Source organism: Bradyrhizobium sp. 155, assembly GCF_023101105.1.
Lineage (GTDB): Bacteria > Pseudomonadota > Alphaproteobacteria > Rhizobiales > Xanthobacteraceae > Bradyrhizobium > Bradyrhizobium canariense_D.
On the sequence record NZ_CP064704.1, the window covers coordinates 986,814 to 1,001,967 of the forward strand.

General features: G+C 65.0%; 13 protein-coding genes. 4 read left to right on the top strand and 9 right to left on the bottom strand.

All coding sequences use genetic code 11. The annotated features are described in order from the left end of the window. Positions 1 to 213: 213 nt before the first annotated feature. Complete coding sequence (locus IVA93_RS04765; RefSeq protein ID WP_018453429.1) at positions 214 to 1,977, bottom strand: ABC transporter ATP-binding protein/permease; 1,764 nt, start codon at positions 1,975 to 1,977, stop codon at positions 214 to 216. 312 nt (positions 1,978 to 2,289) lie between these two features. Between IVA93_RS04765 and IVA93_RS04770 the strand changes: the two genes are divergently transcribed. Both IVA93_RS04770 and IVA93_RS04775 read left to right on the top strand, forming a co-directional pair. Further along, a complete protein-coding gene (locus IVA93_RS04770) occupies positions 2,290 to 3,954 on the top strand; it encodes an L-lactate permease (protein WP_026232530.1) in 1,665 nt (554 codons plus the stop codon). Between the two features lie 138 nt (positions 3,955 to 4,092). Further along, positions 4,093 to 4,491 carry an META domain-containing protein gene (locus IVA93_RS04775; protein WP_018453431.1) on the top strand — a complete coding sequence of 133 codons (399 nt, stop codon included), beginning with the start codon at positions 4,093 to 4,095 and terminating at the stop codon, positions 4,489 to 4,491. Between the two features lie 196 nt (positions 4,492 to 4,687). On the opposite strand, the gene IVA93_RS04780 is transcribed toward IVA93_RS04775, so the two are convergent. The 3 genes from IVA93_RS04780 to IVA93_RS04790 all read right to left on the bottom strand — a co-directional run bounded on the left by IVA93_RS04780 (position 4,688) and on the right by IVA93_RS04790 (position 8,170). After that, positions 4,688 to 5,899, bottom strand: a complete 1,212-nt coding sequence (locus tag IVA93_RS04780) for a hypothetical protein (protein ID WP_018453432.1) — start codon at positions 5,897 to 5,899, stop codon at positions 4,688 to 4,690. 200 nt (positions 5,900 to 6,099) lie between these two features. Continuing rightward, on the bottom strand, positions 6,100 to 7,731 hold the full coding sequence (groL, locus tag IVA93_RS04785; protein WP_018453433.1) for a chaperonin GroEL: 1,632 nt from the start codon (positions 7,729 to 7,731) through the stop codon (positions 6,100 to 6,102). 142 nt (positions 7,732 to 7,873) lie between these two features. Next, entirely contained in the window at positions 7,874 to 8,170 is a 297-nt protein-coding gene (locus IVA93_RS04790) for a co-chaperone GroES (protein ID WP_007596954.1), read from the bottom strand. 313 nt (positions 8,171 to 8,483) lie between these two features. Here IVA93_RS04790 and IVA93_RS04795 point away from each other — a divergent pair, with 313 nt between their 5' ends. Further along, positions 8,484 to 9,005 (top strand): hypothetical protein, encoded by a 522-nt coding sequence (locus IVA93_RS04795; RefSeq protein WP_018453434.1) that lies wholly within the window; start codon positions 8,484 to 8,486, stop codon positions 9,003 to 9,005. 249 nt (positions 9,006 to 9,254) lie between these two features. Here IVA93_RS04795 and IVA93_RS04800 read toward each other — a convergent pair whose 3' ends face one another. After that, positions 9,255 to 10,034: a protein phosphatase CheZ gene (locus tag IVA93_RS04800; RefSeq protein ID WP_018453435.1), complete on the bottom strand. Its 780-nt coding sequence runs from the start codon at positions 10,032 to 10,034 to the stop codon at positions 9,255 to 9,257. A 314-nt stretch (positions 10,035 to 10,348) separates the two neighbouring features. Here IVA93_RS04800 and IVA93_RS04805 point away from each other — a divergent pair, with 314 nt between their 5' ends. Beyond that, positions 10,349 to 11,149 (top strand): L,D-transpeptidase, encoded by an 801-nt coding sequence (locus IVA93_RS04805; RefSeq protein ID WP_018453436.1) that lies wholly within the window; start codon positions 10,349 to 10,351, stop codon positions 11,147 to 11,149. A 73-nt stretch (positions 11,150 to 11,222) separates the two neighbouring features. On the opposite strand, the gene IVA93_RS04810 is transcribed toward IVA93_RS04805, so the two are convergent. The 4 genes from IVA93_RS04810 to hisG all read right to left on the bottom strand — a co-directional run bounded on the left by IVA93_RS04810 (position 11,223) and on the right by hisG (position 15,153). Next, entirely contained in the window at positions 11,223 to 12,035 is an 813-nt protein-coding gene (locus tag IVA93_RS04810) for a DUF2076 domain-containing protein (protein ID WP_018453437.1), read from the bottom strand. Between the two features lie 136 nt (positions 12,036 to 12,171). Continuing rightward, positions 12,172 to 13,017, bottom strand: a complete 846-nt coding sequence (locus IVA93_RS04815; RefSeq protein WP_018453438.1) for a ChbG/HpnK family deacetylase — start codon at positions 13,015 to 13,017, stop codon at positions 12,172 to 12,174. Continuing rightward, on the bottom strand, positions 13,014 to 14,075 hold the full coding sequence (locus IVA93_RS04820; RefSeq protein WP_018453439.1) for a glycosyltransferase family 2 protein: 1,062 nt from the start codon (positions 14,073 to 14,075) through the stop codon (positions 13,014 to 13,016). The genes IVA93_RS04815 and IVA93_RS04820 overlap by 4 nt, the downstream gene beginning before the upstream one ends. 100 nt (positions 14,076 to 14,175) lie before the next feature. Next, positions 14,176 to 15,153, bottom strand: a complete 978-nt coding sequence (gene hisG, locus IVA93_RS04825; protein ID WP_018453440.1) for an ATP phosphoribosyltransferase — start codon at positions 15,151 to 15,153, stop codon at positions 14,176 to 14,178. Position 15,154 lies beyond the last annotated feature (1 nt).

A 15,154-nucleotide genomic window follows, 5' to 3' on the forward strand; every position in this document is an offset into this window, starting at 1 on the left:
GCAGGGCAACCTGCCGCCCTTTTGCTTTGGGGCTTTGGGGCGTAGGCCAGGGGCCCGCATGGTTCGAGACGGCCGCCTCCGGCGGGCTCCTCACCATGAGGGGTCACAGATCTCACCGCGAGGACAGACCTCATCCTGAAGGCCGAAAAAGGCGGGCGTCTCGAAGCACGGCCGCAACCAAGGGCCATAGCCTCAGAGCTTCGTCGGGCCGTCTCAGCGTGCCGCGCTCGGCTCCTTCTCGACCGGCACACCACCGTCACCGAGGACGTGGATCGCGCCGTGCTTCACCATCGTCACCTTGCGGGTATGGAAGGCTTCCAGCGTCGAGCGGTGGCCGATCGAGACGAGGGTGGCCTGTGGCAGCTTCTCCGCCAGCAGCCGGTACAGGCGGGCCTCGGACGGCTCGTCCAGCGAGGCCGTGGCCTCGTCCAGGAACAGATAGTCCGGCGCGTGCAGCAGCGCGCGGGCGAGCCCGAGGCGCTGCTGCTCGCCCAGCGACAGCATCCGGTTCCAATGACCGTCCTCCTCAAGCCGCTCGGCGAGGTCGGGCAGGCCGACCGCGATCAGCGCGTCCCTGACGCGTGCAGTTTCAAATGCGCCCGGCGCGGCCGGATAGACCACCGCGTCGCGCAACACGCCGACCGGGAAATAGGGGCGCTGGGGCAGCATCATCAGCTTCGCTTTTTCCGGGACGAAGATGGTGCCGGTGCCGAACGGCCAGATGCCGGCGATGGCGCGGAACAGCGTCGACTTGCCGGAGCCCGACGGTCCGGTCACCAGCACGCGCTCCGGCGTCTGGACGGAGAAGGCGTCGGTGGCGACCAGCGGCGTGCCGCTCGGCAGGTTCACGCAGAGCTGTTCGAGGGTGATATTGCGATTGCCGCCGGCGGCCTTGAGGGCGATCGCAGGCTCGTGCGGCGGCAGGTGCGCGGCCGCATCGACCGACATCTCGAAGCCGTCGAGGCGGGCGACGATCGAGCGCCATTCCGCCAGCGATCGGTACGCCGTGACGAAGAACGACAATGCGCCCTGTACGCTCGAGAAGGCGGAGGCGGTCTGCATCATGTCGCCAAGCTGGATCTTCTTGGCGAAGAAGGCCGGCGCCACCAGCACGTAGGGAAAGATCACGGCGGCCTGCTGATAGCTCGCGGTGAACGCGGTGAGGCGCTTGGTGCGGCTCATGATGGCATACCAATTGCCGATCACGAAGCCGAAGCGGTCCAGCAGCCGGCCGCGCTCGGCGCCTTCGCCCTTGAGCAGCGCGATCTGCTCGGAATTCTCGCGGACGCGGACGAGGTTGAAGCGGAAGTCGGCCTCGAAGCGCTGCTGCTCGAAATTGAGATTGACCAGCGGGGCACCGATCCAGTGCGTCAGCGCGGTGCCGAAGATCGCGTAGACCAGCGCGCCCCAGCACAGATATCCGGGGATCATGAGGTCGGCGCCGAACAGGTGCAACGGCGCAGCGTTGGAAAGCCCCCAGAGGATGATCACGAAGGAGAACAGCGTCACGATCGACGAGAGCAGGCCGAGCCCGATGGTCAGGGTCTGCTCGACGAAGTTCTTGACGTCCTCGGTGATGCGCTGGTCCGGGTTGTCGGCCGCATCGCCCTTAAGCTGCATGCGGTAGTGGGTGGCGCCTTGCAGCCATTCGCCCAAATAGTGCCGGGTCAGCCATTGCCGCCAGCGGATCTGGAGCCACTGGTTCAGGTACAGCTTGTAGACCGCCAGCGCGATGAAGGCGGAGGCGAGGCCGATGAAGATCCAGATCTCCCTGACGAAGCTATCCCAGTCACTTGCCTGCAGTGAGCTGTAGAACCGGTTCTGCCATTGATTGACCAGGACGTCGATCGCGACCAGCGCCAGCTCCATCGCGATGACTGCGGCAAGCAGGCCGCGGCCGGCCCATTTGTCCTCCGACCGGAAATAGGGGGCGGCGATTCGCCAGACGATCGCGAGCGTGGCGCTGATGTTCTTCACAGAGCTCTGTCTCCTGAGGGATGTGCACAACTGCCCGGGGCCAAAGACTTGGGACGACGGCGGAAATCGGCGCGCTTAGACTAAAGTCGCAAGTCCTGCAATTTGCGTTGGCTTGTCGCAGCTTGCAACCCTAGCATGGGGCTCGACGGCGCGGGGTGGGGGCCTTCGGGATTTCGCGAGCTTGTGAGCGGACGGGAACCGCTGCATTCGCGAGGAATTCGCGTCCAGCTCGGGGGTTATCGCTTCAGCGTCAAGCAGGATCGGCTGTCCACGCGGGCCGCCTGCAGCACACATGCGTGGGGGAGGAAGATCATGTGGAATCAAGTTTATGACCCGTTGCACAGCCCCGTGCTGTCGACGATCGCGGCGGCAGTCCCTGTCGTCACATTGCTGGTCCTGATCGCGAGCGGACGGGTCCAGGCTCATATCGCAGCGGTCATCGCTGTGATCGTGGCCAATTTGATCACGATCTTCGTCTTCACCATGCCGGCGAACATGTCGATCCGCGCCTCGGTGCTGGGCATCGTCACCGGGTTCTTCCCGATCGGCTGGATCGTTCTCAACGTCATCTTCCTCTACCAGGTGACGGTGAGCACCGGGCGCTTCGAATTGCTCAAGCGCGCGGTCGGCGGCGTCACCGAGGACCGGCGGCTGCAATTGCTGCTGATCGCGTTCTCGTTCGGCGCCTTCTTCGAAGGCGCCTCGGGCTTCGGCACGCCGGTCGCGATCACGGGCGCCGTCCTGATCGGCCTCGGCTTCTCGCCGCTTGCAGCAAGCGGCCTGTCGCTGATCGCCAACACCGCGCCGGTCGCTTATGGGGCGCTGGGCACGCCGATCCAAGGCCTTGCCTCGGTGACCGGGCTTGATCCCTACATCCTCGGCGCGATGGTCGGCCGGCAATTGCCGTTCTTCTCGCTGATCGTGCCGTTCTGGGTGGTGTGGGCGTTCGCGGGCTGGAAGGGCATGAAGGACGTCTGGCCGGCGATCCTGGTCACCGGCGTGTCGTTCGCGGTCCCGCAATTCGTGATCTCGAACTACGTCAATCCCTGGATCGTCGACATCGGGGCGTCGCTGATCTCGATGGGGGCGCTGATCCTGTTCCTGAAGGTCTGGCAGCCCAGGCAGCTCTGGCTGTCGCCGGCGCTGCGCGGCCGCGATGAATCGGCCGCCACCATGGCCGCGGCAAAACCGATGGACAAGACGCCGCTGACGCAGAGCGAGCTGTTCAGCGCGCTGCTGCCGTGGATCATCGTCTGCATCGTGATGCTGATCTGGGGCAATGGTGGATTCAAGACCTGGGCGAACTCGATCTTCACCTGGAACTATCCCGTTCCCGAGCTGCATCAGATGATCAACAAGATGCCGCCGGTCGCGCCGGGGCCGACGAAAGAGAGCGCGGTGTTCGGCTTCACCTATCTCTCGTTCACCGGCACCGGCATGCTGATTGCGGCGATCATCTCAGGCTTCCTGATGGGCGTCGGTCCTGGCCGGCTCTTGACGGAATACGGGCGCACCATCCGGCTTTGCGCGATCTCGCTGATCACGATCTCGGCGATGCTCGCGATTGGCACGCTGACGCGGCTCTCCGGCGTGGACGCGACGCTCGGTCTCGCCTTTGCTGCAACCGGCGTGCTCTATCCCTTCTTCGGCACGCTGCTCGGCTGGTTGGGCGTGGCGCTAACGGGATCGGATACCGCTTCCAACGTTCTGTTCGGAAATCTTCAGAAGATCACCTCCGAGCAGCTTGGTCTGTCGCCGATCCTGATGGCTGCGGCGAACTCGTCCGGCGGCGTGATGGGCAAGATGATCGACGCCCAGTCGATCGTGGTCGCGTCCACCGCGACGAATTGGTACGGGCACGAGGGCACGATCCTGCGCTTCGTGTTCTGGCACTCGATCGTGCTGGCCTCGTTGGTCGGCGTGTTCGTGACGCTGCAGGCCTATGTCTGGCCGTTCACGGCGATGGTCCTGAAGTAGCAGGCCACGCCCGGCTTCAAGCCAAATCCCCGCGAGGTTGCTCCTCGCGGGGATTTTTGCGTGGCCCATGGGCGAACCTTCTCAACGGCGCCGCCGTCTTATAGAAGGTGCCGCAAATCACGTCGGTCGAGAGGTCTCATGGTTTCGTTCAGGCAGATGGTGTGTGCGGCGGTTGCAACGCTCGCGATGTCCACGCTCGCGCGTGCGGAGGACGGTTTTCCGTTCGGCACCGAGATGACGCTGGAGGCGCTGCCGCAGCCGGGCTCGAAGCGGATTCCGAACATCGAGATCGGCGACAATGGCGAAGTCGTGCTGGAGCTCTGGTGCAAGGGCGGCAAGGGCCAGTTCTCGGTTGCCGGCAACACCGTGATCTTCGTCCCCGGCCAGATCCAGGACCGCTCCTGCCCGCCGGCAAGGGCCCAGGCCGACGACGATCTCGTTGCAGCCCTGGGCAGTGTCGAGACCTGGAAGCGCCAGGGTGACGTGCTCACGCTCGTCGGCCCCAAGCCGCTGCGCTTTCGCGTCAACGGCAATTAGCCCCTGCTGTCATTCCCCGCGACCCGGCTACGCCAAGGCTTCGCCGGGGTTGAGGTCCAGGGGCGCCGAAGCTTTAGCACAGGCGGCAGGCGGGGAATCCAGTACGCCGCGGCTTCTCGATTCATCAAAACCTTCTCGGAGTACTGGATCGCCCGGTCAAGCCGGGCGACGACCGAGAGTTGATATGCGGGCTACATCACTTCCACACCGACTTGTCGGCGTCCCAGCGCTGGCCTTTCAGCTCCTTGGTGAGCGCCTCGACCGAACCGTTGTCGTCGGGCTGATCGCCTTCCTCGTCCGCGGTCGCTTCGTCCGAGAGATTGAGCTTGGCGCCGCTGCTCTCGTCAGTGGTCGTGGTCGCGGGACTCCCGATCCAGAGCATGAGCTTGTCGGTCGTGCCGGGCTTGTCGGGCGAGACGAGGCCCGCGACCTCGATCGTGTCGGTGAGCTCGAGCGCGGGAAAATCCTGGTTCGGTCGCTTGAACACCAGCTTGAGCTTGCCGGTCGCCGGGTTGAAGCTTTGCGAGACCGGCTTTGCCGCGAGCGTCCTGCTCAGCACGCCAGCCACCGCGGCCGCGAGCTTGTCGTGGTTGATCTTGTCGCCCTCGCGCCAATCGGCGGCGGCAATGCGGATGGTGCGGTCCATCTCGGTCATGCCCGCGGTCCAGCCCGCGGCGGTGACGCCGGGCGTCGCCTTGAATTTCGCCAGCAGCGCGCCGGCGCGCTCCGGATCGACCGACATGTTGATGGTCTGCTCGCCCGCGCGCAGCGCGTCGCAGCCGACGGTGAGACTCGCCAGCGTCACCTCGACGTCCTGGCCCTTCAGGCTCTTCAGGAACTCGGTCGCGGCATCCAGCTTGACCTTGACCGCGATCGCTTCCGGCGAGACGTCGGTGAAGTCCTTCGGCTGCGGCGTGATGCCGTCGTCGGAGGTCTGGTTGTCGAGGAATTCCTTCTCGCTGAGATCGGAATTGTCGGGCGAGGTGACCTCGGTCACGGTCTGGCCAATGCTGATCTGGCCGCGGAATTCGAACGTGTCTCCGGCCTGTTTGCGCAGCAGCTTGACTGTGACCGGCGCCTTCGCGCCGAGGCTCTGCGTCGTACCCGTCAGGTTCTGGCCCGCGACCTGGAGATTGACGACGAAGCGGTCCTTGCGGTCGGAATTCTTCGCGACGGGATAGCAGACGTCGAGCACGGCTGCGGTGACGGTCTTGCCCTGGCGTGTCTCTTTCAAGATCACGTCGGCATTGCCGTCCATCAGCCCGTCGATCGAGGTGAAATAGCGCGTCTCGACGCCGCCGGGCGCCGTGGCCTTCGGCGCCAGCTTCATCTGGGCGGATGCGACCTCTGGCGAACCTGCAAGCAGAGCCGCCAGAACGGCCGTGGAGCAAAACACAAGCGCGCGCATCGACGAAATCCCCGGGCAAAGTGGGCATGATCCGGAAAGTGTGAAGCGGTTTTCCGACGAGATCAGGCCCAAACAATTCGAATCGGCCGTCACCGTAGTGGGTTTTGGCCGCCGGTTGAATTGGAAAGCACGGGCCATGATCGGCAAAAAGAAGGCCGCCCGGAGGCGGCCTTCGCAGCACTGTCAGGCGAGGTTCGGCCTTAGAAGCCGCCCATACCGCCACCGGCCGGCATGCCGGAGGCGGCTTCCTTCTTCGGCGACTCCGCGACCATGGCCTCGGTGGTCACCAGCAGACCGGCGATCGATGCGGCGTCCTGGAGCGCGGTACGCACCACCTTGGCGGGGTCGATGATGCCCTTCTCGACCATGTCGACATACTCCTCGGTCTGGGCGTCGAAGCCGAAGGTCTCGGACTTGTTCTCCAGGATCTTGCCGACGACGATCGAGCCTTCCACGCCCGCGTTCTCGGAGATTTGGCGGATCGGGGCTTCCAGTGCCTTCAGCACGATGTTGATGCCGGCCTGGACGTCGGCATTGGCGTTGGTCAGACGGCCGACCGCCTTCTTGGCGCGGAGCAGCGCGACGCCGCCGCCGGGGACGATGCCTTCCTGCACCGCGGCGCGAGTGGCGTTGAGCGCATCCTCGACGCGGTCCTTCTTCTCCTTGACCTCGATCTCGGTGGCACCGCCGACGCGGATCACCGCGACGCCGCCTGCGAGCTTGGCGAGGCGCTCCTGGAGCTTCTCACGGTCGTAATCCGAGGTGGTTTCCTCGATCTGGGCCTTGATCTGGCCGACGCGGGCCTCGATCTCCGGCTTCCTGCCGGCGCCCTTGACGATCGTGGTGTTCTCCTTGTCGATCACAACCTTGCCCGCGCGCCCAAGCATCTTCACCGTCACGCTCTCGAGCTTCATGCCGAGGTCTTCGGAGATCAGCTGGCCGCCGGTGAGGATCGCGAGGTCCTCGAGCATGGCCTTGCGGCGGTCGCCGAAGCCCGGCGCCTTGACGGCGGCGACCTTCAGGCCGCCACGGAGGCGGTTGACGACCAGGGTGGCCAGCGCCTCGCCCTCGACGTCCTCGGCGATGATGACGAGCGGCTTGCCCGACTGCACCACGGCTTCCAGCACGGGCAGCATGGCCTGCAGGCCGGACAGCTTCTTCTCGTGCAGGAGGATGTAAGCGTCCTCGAGCTCGGCCGTCATCTTCTCGGGGTTGGTGACGAAGTAGGGGCTGAGATAGCCGCGGTCGAACTTCATGCCCTCGACGATGTCCACCTCGGTGTCGAGTGACTTGTTCTCCTCGACGGTGATGACGCCCTCGTTGCCGACCTTCTGCATCGCCTGCGCGATCATCTTGCCGATGGCGGCATCGCCGTTGGCCGAAATGGTGCCGACCTGGGCGACCTCGGAGGAGGCGGCGACCGGCTTGGCGCGCTTCTCGATGTCCTTGACGACGGCCGCGACCGCGATGTCGATGCCGCGCTTGAGGTCCATCGGGTTCATGCCGGCGGCAACCGACTTGGCGCCTTCGCGGACGATGGACTGGGCCAGCACGGTCGCGGTGGTGGTGCCGTCGCCGGCGAGGTCGTTGGTCTTGGAGGCGACCTCACGCACCATCTGGGCGCCCATGTTCTCGAACTTGTCCTCGAGCTCGATCTCCTTGGCGACGGTGACGCCGTCCTTGGTGATGCGGGGCGCGCCGAACGACTTCTCGATGAGCACGTTGCGGCCTTTCGGGCCGAGCGTCACCTTGACGGCGTTGGCGAGAATATCGACGCCGCGCAGCATGCGTTCGCGCGCGTCTCCGGAAAACTTGACGTCTTTGGCAGCCATGGTCTGCAATTCCTCTTCTTCGTGATGTGTCTTGCTAATTGGGTCGCCTCATTCCGGGGTCCGCGATCGAACCCGGCGGAATGATGCATGCCCGGATCGAGTGACCCGGGCATGCATTCAGCGGCCGTTCAGGCGTCTGGCCTTAGGCCATCACGCCCATAATGTCCGACTCCTTCATGATCAGGAGCTCATCGTTGTCGATCTTGACCTCGGTGCCCGACCACTTGCCAAACAGCACACGGTCGCCGACCTTGAGGTCGATCGGGATCAGCTTGCCGGCCTCGTCGCGACCACCGGGGCCGACGGCGACGACTTCGCCCTGGGACGGCTTTTCCTTGGCCGTGTCCGGAATGATGATGCCGCCCTTGGTCTTTGACTCGGCGTCGATACGTTTGACCACGACACGGTCATGCAGCGGACGAAATTTGGATTTAGTCATGACGTTTCCCTTTGGAGGCTCGCTTCGGAAGGAGAGGAAGTGGGCGGGCGGCGCTTCCGTCCACCCTTCCCGAGGATCGATCGGCGCGCGTTAGCAATCCATCTTTCAGAGTGCTAATGGTGCGCCCGGGAATATGGCTTGGCCGCGATCCTGTCAAGCAAAGGTGGTTAAGCGATTGGTGAGACGGATATAGGATGGTGACATTGGAAACTTGTTCGGGGTGCCGGCGTATTAAAGGACGTCATTGCTCCGGCAGCGGTTTTGCGCTTGGCTGCGTAAGGGGTGCGGCCATGGTTTTGTCCGGGGGAATGCCATGATCAGTTCAGCTCACGCGCGCACGGTCGCCAATCTGGCGGCGGCTTCTTGCCTGGCGCTGCTGCTTGGTGCCTGCGGCGGCGGCATGAGCCTGCCGTCCTTTTCTTCGTCCTCACCGCCCCCCGAGGCCGAGCCCGGCACCGGTCCGGAAATGCCCGCGTCGATCCGCGCCGACGAGATCGTCGGGCGCTGGGGCCTGGCCTCGTTCCAGAACCCGGCCGACCGCGCCCGCACCGAGGCTGCCGCCCGGGCCCAATGCAAAAATCCTTACGTGATCACGGCCGGCTCCTCCGGCGGCGTGATCATGCATCTGGCCGACCAGGCAACACCGCAGGAGCTGCGCCTGAAGGGCTCGCCGAGCGGCAAGAACTATATCGGGCCGGCAGGTCCGACGCCCGGCGACCAGGACCGCGAGATCGTCTCCTTCGACGGCCGCGTCCTCATCACCCGCTTCATCGACAAGGACGCCGCCACCCGCTACGGCAACATGGTCTACGTCCGCTGCGCGCCGAGGGCGTAGTCTCTATCCTTCGTCATGCCCCGCGACCCGGCTACGCCAAGGCTTCGCCGGGGTTGAGGTCCAGGGGCGCCGAAGCTTTAGCGTAGGCGGCAGGCGGACATCCAGTACGCCGCGGCTTCTCGGCTCAATCATTGCCGTCTCTGGAATACTGGATCGTCCGCCTGCGCGGACGATGACAGCGGGGGACGATAGACAACAAAAAAACGCCGGCTTGCGCCGGCGTTTCGTTATTCAGAGCGTCGCGTCCGTTCAGTCGAACAGCGCGTCGATGTCGTCCTGCGAGGCGTGGCCGACGTCGCCTGCGAGCTTCGGGCCGTTGAGAAGCTTGTCGTCATCGCTGCGGGTGTCGACCTGCGGCACGACGTGGGACTTGATCGCGTCGACGCCGCCCCAGATTTCCATCATGGAATTGATGTGCTGCTCGATGAACTTCATCGTGCTCATGACCTTGCTGATGCGCTGACCAGTCAGGTCCTGGAAGTTGCAGGCTTCGAAGATCGAGATGACGCGTTCCTGGATATCGTCGGCGAGCCGCTTCTGCTGATCGGCCGATTGCACCTTGGCCATCGCGCTGGCCGCCTGGTCGATCGACTCGGCGGCTTCGAGGATCTGCTGGGTCGCCTGTTCGGTACCGCCGACGACCGCGCCGAGCTCGCCATTGACCTTGGCCATTTCGCCGCCGTCGAAGCTCTTGCCATGCAGTGTCGCGATCTCGCGCTTGGTGCGGTCGATGGCGTCGTGGATGAGGTCGAGCTCGACCTTCAGCTTCTCGCACTGCTCGATCTGCGCTCGGTAAGTATCGAGCATGGTACGGGCTTCCGAGAGCTCGTGGGCGGTGGAGGCGTCGATCGCCGCCATGGCGGCGCTGCCGGACAACGGCGCGGTGCCCTTCGCCATCTGCGTGCGGATCGCACGCAACTCGGCCATGATCTCGCTATGCATCGGCGCAGCCTCCTCAATCATTTCGGGGCTGGGCATCTCGCCGACAATAGCCTCCTCGACACGAAAACGTTTGCGGTGAATAGCCATCAAGAACTCCCCCCACCTCACTCACGCGTCTTTGTAGGCAGAAGCGATTTAACACGAAGTTCACAGCCGGAACTGTCGTACGGCTGTGCGCGACGGCTTGCAAACGAGCGATTAACCATGCGTGCGCGGCGTTCATCGAAAATAAACGCTGATCGCCAAATTGCGCCGCTGCCGACGACGTGGTGAATCGAAATGGCGTTTCCGTTTACCAAACAAAACGGCTTTTGCTCTTTATTGACCACGTCGCGGGTGCGGATCAGCCATCACCTCGCCACGACGCATGTGATCTAGACGAAACAGTACAGAGTACGTCGATGTTCAAGAAAATGTCTGTTGCGCTGCTTGGCAGCGCTTGCACCTTCCTTGCCGGCGTCAACAGCGCCAGCGCCTTCGACAATAGCGTGCCGAACGATCCGCCCGCGGTGCTGTACCAGCCGCAGGTGCCGCCTGCGCCGGTTCGCGTCGCGTCCAATTCGAACATGGGCGGCGGCTTCATCGAGTTCATCTTCGGTGACGGGCCCGGTCGCGGTCCGGCCTACGCTCCGCAGCAGCCGGTGTATCAGCAGCAGCCGGGTTATTATGACCAGCGCCGCCTGCCGCCGATGGGCGAACCGCAGATGCAGGACGCAGGTCTCCAGCAGGAGGCGGTCGACCCGCGGCAGCGTCAGTTCGATCCGAAATTCGAGAAACAACTCGTTGACTATAGCGGCAACGAAAGCGCCGGCACGATCGTGGTCGATACGCCGAACAAATTCCTCTACCTCGTCGAGGGCAACGGCCGCGCGATGCGCTACGGCATCGGCGTCGGCCGCCCCGGCTTCACCTGGTCCGGCGTGAAGTCGATCACGGCCAAGCGCGAATGGCCGGCCTGGACGCCGCCGGCGGAAATGATCGCGCGCCGTCCTGACCTGCCGAGGCATATGGAAGGCGGCCCCGAAAATCCGCTCGGTGCGCGCGCGATGTATCTCGGCTCGACGCTCTACCGTATCCACGGCTCCAACGAGCCTTGGACCATCGGTACCAACGTCTCCTCGGGCTGCATTCGCATGCGCAACGAGGACGTCATCGATCTCTACGGCCGCGTCAACGTCGGCACCAAGGTCGTGGTGATGTAGGCGCATAGCGCTCGGAACCAAAAACGGCCGCCTCATCGGCGGCCGTTCTCGTTTGGAGCAAGGATAAGAAGCGTCAGGCGTAATCGCTGCCGCCATCATCTCCGCCGCCGAAATCGCCGTCGTCGGCGAGGTCGACATTGCCGCCGTCATTGTCGTTCTGATCGTTGTAATTCTGGTCGTCGTTCGAAGCGTGGTCGGCGAAGCCCTGCCGGGAAGCATCGCCGCGGTTCGAGCCGATGTCGTCGAGGCCGGCATCGCGCGCGAGCGAGCCGCCGGACTGATCGCTGCCGGTCCAGGGGCTGCGATCGCCCAGGGCATTGGTGTCGCCGAAGGCCTGCTGATGCGATCCGCCCATCATGCCGCGGATGCTGGAGAGCAGCAGCGAGCCGCCGACGACGCCGGCCGCGGCGGCCGCCGCCGTGCCGAGGAACGAGCCACCGCCACCGCCGATCGGCGGCGCACCATAGCCCTGACCCGGTCCTTGGCCGTAGGCCTGCCCGTACGGTGGTTGGCCATAGCCCGGCTGGGGCTGCTGCATCGCCTGGCCGCTGTTCCATACCGGCCGCGAGTCACGCGGCGGCACGTTCGGAACCGAGCCGCGGGACGGGCCCCCGCCGAATAGCGTGTCGCGCATGGTGTCCAGGAAACCGCCGGACTGCGCCTGCTCGGGCGCCTGCGCCGCCTCCAGCTCTTGGATGCGGTTGTGAGCACGCTTCAGCGCCTCGTCCTGCAACAGCACGGTCTGCACCAGCGCATAGATGGCGCCGGGCGCCTTGCGCAGGCCGTCGGAGATCGCGGCGATCGCGTCGGGATCGCGCGGTGCATTTTCCAGTTTCGAAAGCCGGTCGAAAAGCTCGTCGACGAGCTGGCGTTCCTGCGGCGTCATGGTCAGTCTCCCTCGCGCAAAACAAGCGCGAGGCAGATGTAGGGTTCCATTGTGGCCCCAACAGTGCCGGCTGGATTAAATTTCGGTATGCGACAAGCTGCCCCGCGGGGCGGCTTTCTCGCAAACTTCGCCGGTTTTACCCCAGCGTGACGCCGCTGTCCGTCAGCAGGCGCGCAAAGGCATCGCCGGCGAGATAGGAGTGCTCGCGTTCGCGGACATCCGTCATCGGGTCGAGCCCGGTGAGAATTTCGTCGACGAAGCCGGGATGACACATCACGAGGCCGCCATCCGGCAGGCCTTCGAGAAATTGCCGCATCAGCTCGCCGAAATCGGCCGCCCGCGTGAAATCATAGGCGCCGGCGAAGCCGGGATTGAAGCTGAGGCCCGCGCTGACGGCACGGCGGCGGAATTGCGCGCTGAGAATGTCGAGCACCATGGCTTTCGGTGAGGCCAGCCGCTGCATCAGCGGCAGGTCGCGGCCGCCCTGGCGCACCCAGGCTTTTGGCGCGACTTCGCTCACCGCATCGACAAAGCCGTCGCGCACCTGCGGGTAGAGCTGCACATGCTGATGGCCGTCGACGAAGTCAGGCGCGCGTCCGAACGCTTTCGCGAAGGCTGCCAGCTGCGCCTTGACCTCGTTGCGAAAGAACTCGCGGTCGAGCCTTCGCGCAAGACCCGCGCGCAGCAGCTTCGGAAACGGGAGAAACATGTCGCCGTCGAGCGGACGGAAATGCATGGTGAGCGGCCGGAACGGTGCCGACAACGTCACGTGCAATCCGATCGCGCAGCGTGGGCTCGCTTGCGCTGCCGCCTGGAGCGCTTCGATCTCGCTGCGCTCGACCGCAGGTCCCACCATCATCACCGAGGTAGCGTTGAGACGGCCGCGTTCGATCAGGTCGCGGATGGCGCGATTGACGCCCGGGCTGATGCCGTAATCGTCGGCGCAGAGCCAGATCCGCCGCAGCGGCGCGGCCGCGCTCATTCGGCCGCCGTCCTCTTCGAGGCGTCCAGGCTTGAAGCGTCCTGGGCCTTCTCGGTTTCGAAATGCTTTTCACTGTGCTCGGCGACGAAGTAGATCGGGCGCGCCTTCAGCTCGGAGAGGATCTTGCCGATATATTCGCCGACGATGCCGATCATGATGAGCTGCACGCCGCCGATCGTCATCAGTCCGATCACGAGTGAGGGATAGCCGGGCACCTGCTTGCCGGTGGTCAAGACCTCCCAGAGGATCGACAGACCGAACAGGAACGCTCCGCCGGCGAGGATCACGCCGAGCAGGCTGGCGAAGCGCAGCGGCGCCACCGAGAACGAGGTGACGCCTTCGATCGAAAGACCAAGCAGGCGTGCGGCGCTGAAGGTCGTCACGCCATGGGTGCGCGGCGCGGGCTCGTAATCGACGCGGATCTGGCGGAAGCCGATCCAGCTCGCGAGGCCCTTGAAGAAGCGGTTGCGCTCGGGCAGCTGCCTCAGTGCTGCGACCGCGCGCGGCGACAGCAGGCGGAAGTCGCCGGCGTCTTCGGGAATCTTCTGGCGCGCGCCCCAATTGATCAGCGCATAGAAGCCGCGCCCGGCGAGCCGCCGCAGGAAGGGCTCGTTGTCGCGATGCGCCTTGGCGGTATAGACGACGTCGTAGCCGTCCTCGATCCAGTGCCGCACCAGTCGCTCGACCAGCGACGGCGGATGCTGGCCGTCGCCGTCCATGAACAGCACCGCGCCGAGCCGGGCATGGTCGAGGCCAGCCATCAGCGCGGCCTCCTTGCCGAAATTGCGCGACAGCGACACCACCTGGACGTCGACCGCGTCGGCCGGCAGCGAGCGGGCGATCGACAGCGTCGCGTCCGCGCTACCGTCGTCGACATAGACGACCTCGCAAGCCAAGCGATAGCGCTGCCGCAAGGTCTTTGCGAGATCGCAGATGCGCTGGTGTAGGGCGGCGAGGCCCGCGGCTTCGTTGTAGAGCGGGACGACAATCGACAGCCCCTTCGCGGCGGCGCTTGCCGCGTTGGTCGTCATGCCGGAAACGTCAGAGCCCAGCGTCATCGATCAAGGTTCCAGAGGCGTTCAAGGTCATCTCAACAGCATATGGTAGCTGCCGTTTGCTGTCGCTACGCTGAACGGAATTGCTCAACAAACTTTGGGCTCACTGCCGCAGGAACGCCTCGAGCCTGGCGAACAGCGGGTTCTCCCGGTCGAACACGTAATCCAGCGAAACCACCGAGACGGTCTCGGCGCCATGCCCGCGCAGGAAGCTCGCGAGTGCATAGAGCTGGCCCGGCGGGCAGTGCAGCGTGAGCATGCCTGACGAGGTCGGTCCGCCGAACGGGGCTTCGACGCCGAAGCGCTCATGGGCCTCGGTGAGCATGGCCGCGTCGCACTGGCGGAAGCGGGTGCGGACTTCGCGGTATTTGTTGGCCCGCGCCCGCGCCGCGATGTGATCGAGGATGATTCGCGCGGTCTCCCGCGCTTGCGGCGACCAATCGGCGTCCCTTGAGGCGACCAGATTGGCCTGGCTGCGCAGGATCACGCCGTCGTCGAGCACCCGCAATCCGTTGGCGGCGAGCGTCGCGCCGGTCGTGGTGATATCGACGATCAACTCGGCGCTGCCGGCGGCCGGTGCGCCTTCGGTCGCGCCCGTGCTTTCGACGATGCGGTAATCGGTGATGCCTTGGCTCTGGAAGAAGGCGCGGGTGAGATTGATGAACTTGGTTGCGACCCGCATCCGCATGTGATGCTGCTCGCGGAAGCCGGTGGTGACGTCGTCGAGGTCGGCCATGGTGCGGACGTCGATCCACGCCTGCGGCACCGCGACGACGACGTCGGCATAGCCGAAGCCGAGGCCTTCGATCAGGGAGACGCGCTTGTCGGCGTCCGCGATGGTCTCCCGCACCAGATCCTCGCCAGTGACGCCGAGATGCGCCGAGCCGCGGGACAGTTGCGAGGCGATTTCGCTCGCCGAGAGATAGGCGACCTCGACATTGTCGAGGCCAGCGAGCGTGCCGCGATAGTCGCGGGCGCCGCCCGCCTTCGACAGCTTCAGCCCGGCGCGGGCGAAGAAGGCCTCGGTATTTTCCTGAAGGCGGCCCTTGGAGGGAACGGCCAGAACGAATGGCGCGCTCATG

Bases quoted from the DNA above. Each gene is read 5' to 3' on its own strand.
- IVA93_RS04770 (WP_026232530.1), top strand. From the start codon at position 2,290: ATGTGGAATCAAGTTTATGACCCGTTGCACAGCCCCGTGCTGTCGACG.
- IVA93_RS04775 (WP_018453431.1), top strand. From the start codon at position 4,093: ATGGTTTCGTTCAGGCAGATGGTGTGTGCGGCGGTTGCAACGCTCGCG.
- IVA93_RS04780 (WP_018453432.1), bottom strand. From the start codon at position 5,899: ATGCGCGCGCTTGTGTTTTGCTCCACGGCCGTTCTGGCGGCTCTGCTT.
- groL (WP_018453433.1), bottom strand. From the start codon at position 7,731: ATGGCTGCCAAAGACGTCAAGTTTTCCGGAGACGCGCGCGAACGCATG.
- IVA93_RS04790 (WP_007596954.1), bottom strand. From the start codon at position 8,170: ATGACTAAATCCAAATTTCGTCCGCTGCATGACCGTGTCGTGGTCAAA.
- IVA93_RS04795 (WP_018453434.1), top strand. From the start codon at position 8,484: ATGATCAGTTCAGCTCACGCGCGCACGGTCGCCAATCTGGCGGCGGCT.
- IVA93_RS04800 (WP_018453435.1), bottom strand. From the start codon at position 10,034: ATGGCTATTCACCGCAAACGTTTTCGTGTCGAGGAGGCTATTGTCGGC.
- IVA93_RS04805 (WP_018453436.1), top strand. From the start codon at position 10,349: ATGTTCAAGAAAATGTCTGTTGCGCTGCTTGGCAGCGCTTGCACCTTC.
- IVA93_RS04810 (WP_018453437.1), bottom strand. From the start codon at position 12,035: ATGACGCCGCAGGAACGCCAGCTCGTCGACGAGCTTTTCGACCGGCTT.
- IVA93_RS04815 (WP_018453438.1), bottom strand. From the start codon at position 13,017: ATGAGCGCGGCCGCGCCGCTGCGGCGGATCTGGCTCTGCGCCGACGAT.
- IVA93_RS04820 (WP_018453439.1), bottom strand. From the start codon at position 14,075: ATGACGCTGGGCTCTGACGTTTCCGGCATGACGACCAACGCGGCAAGC.
- hisG (WP_018453440.1), bottom strand. From the start codon at position 15,153: ATGAGCGCGCCATTCGTTCTGGCCGTTCCCTCCAAGGGCCGCCTTCAG.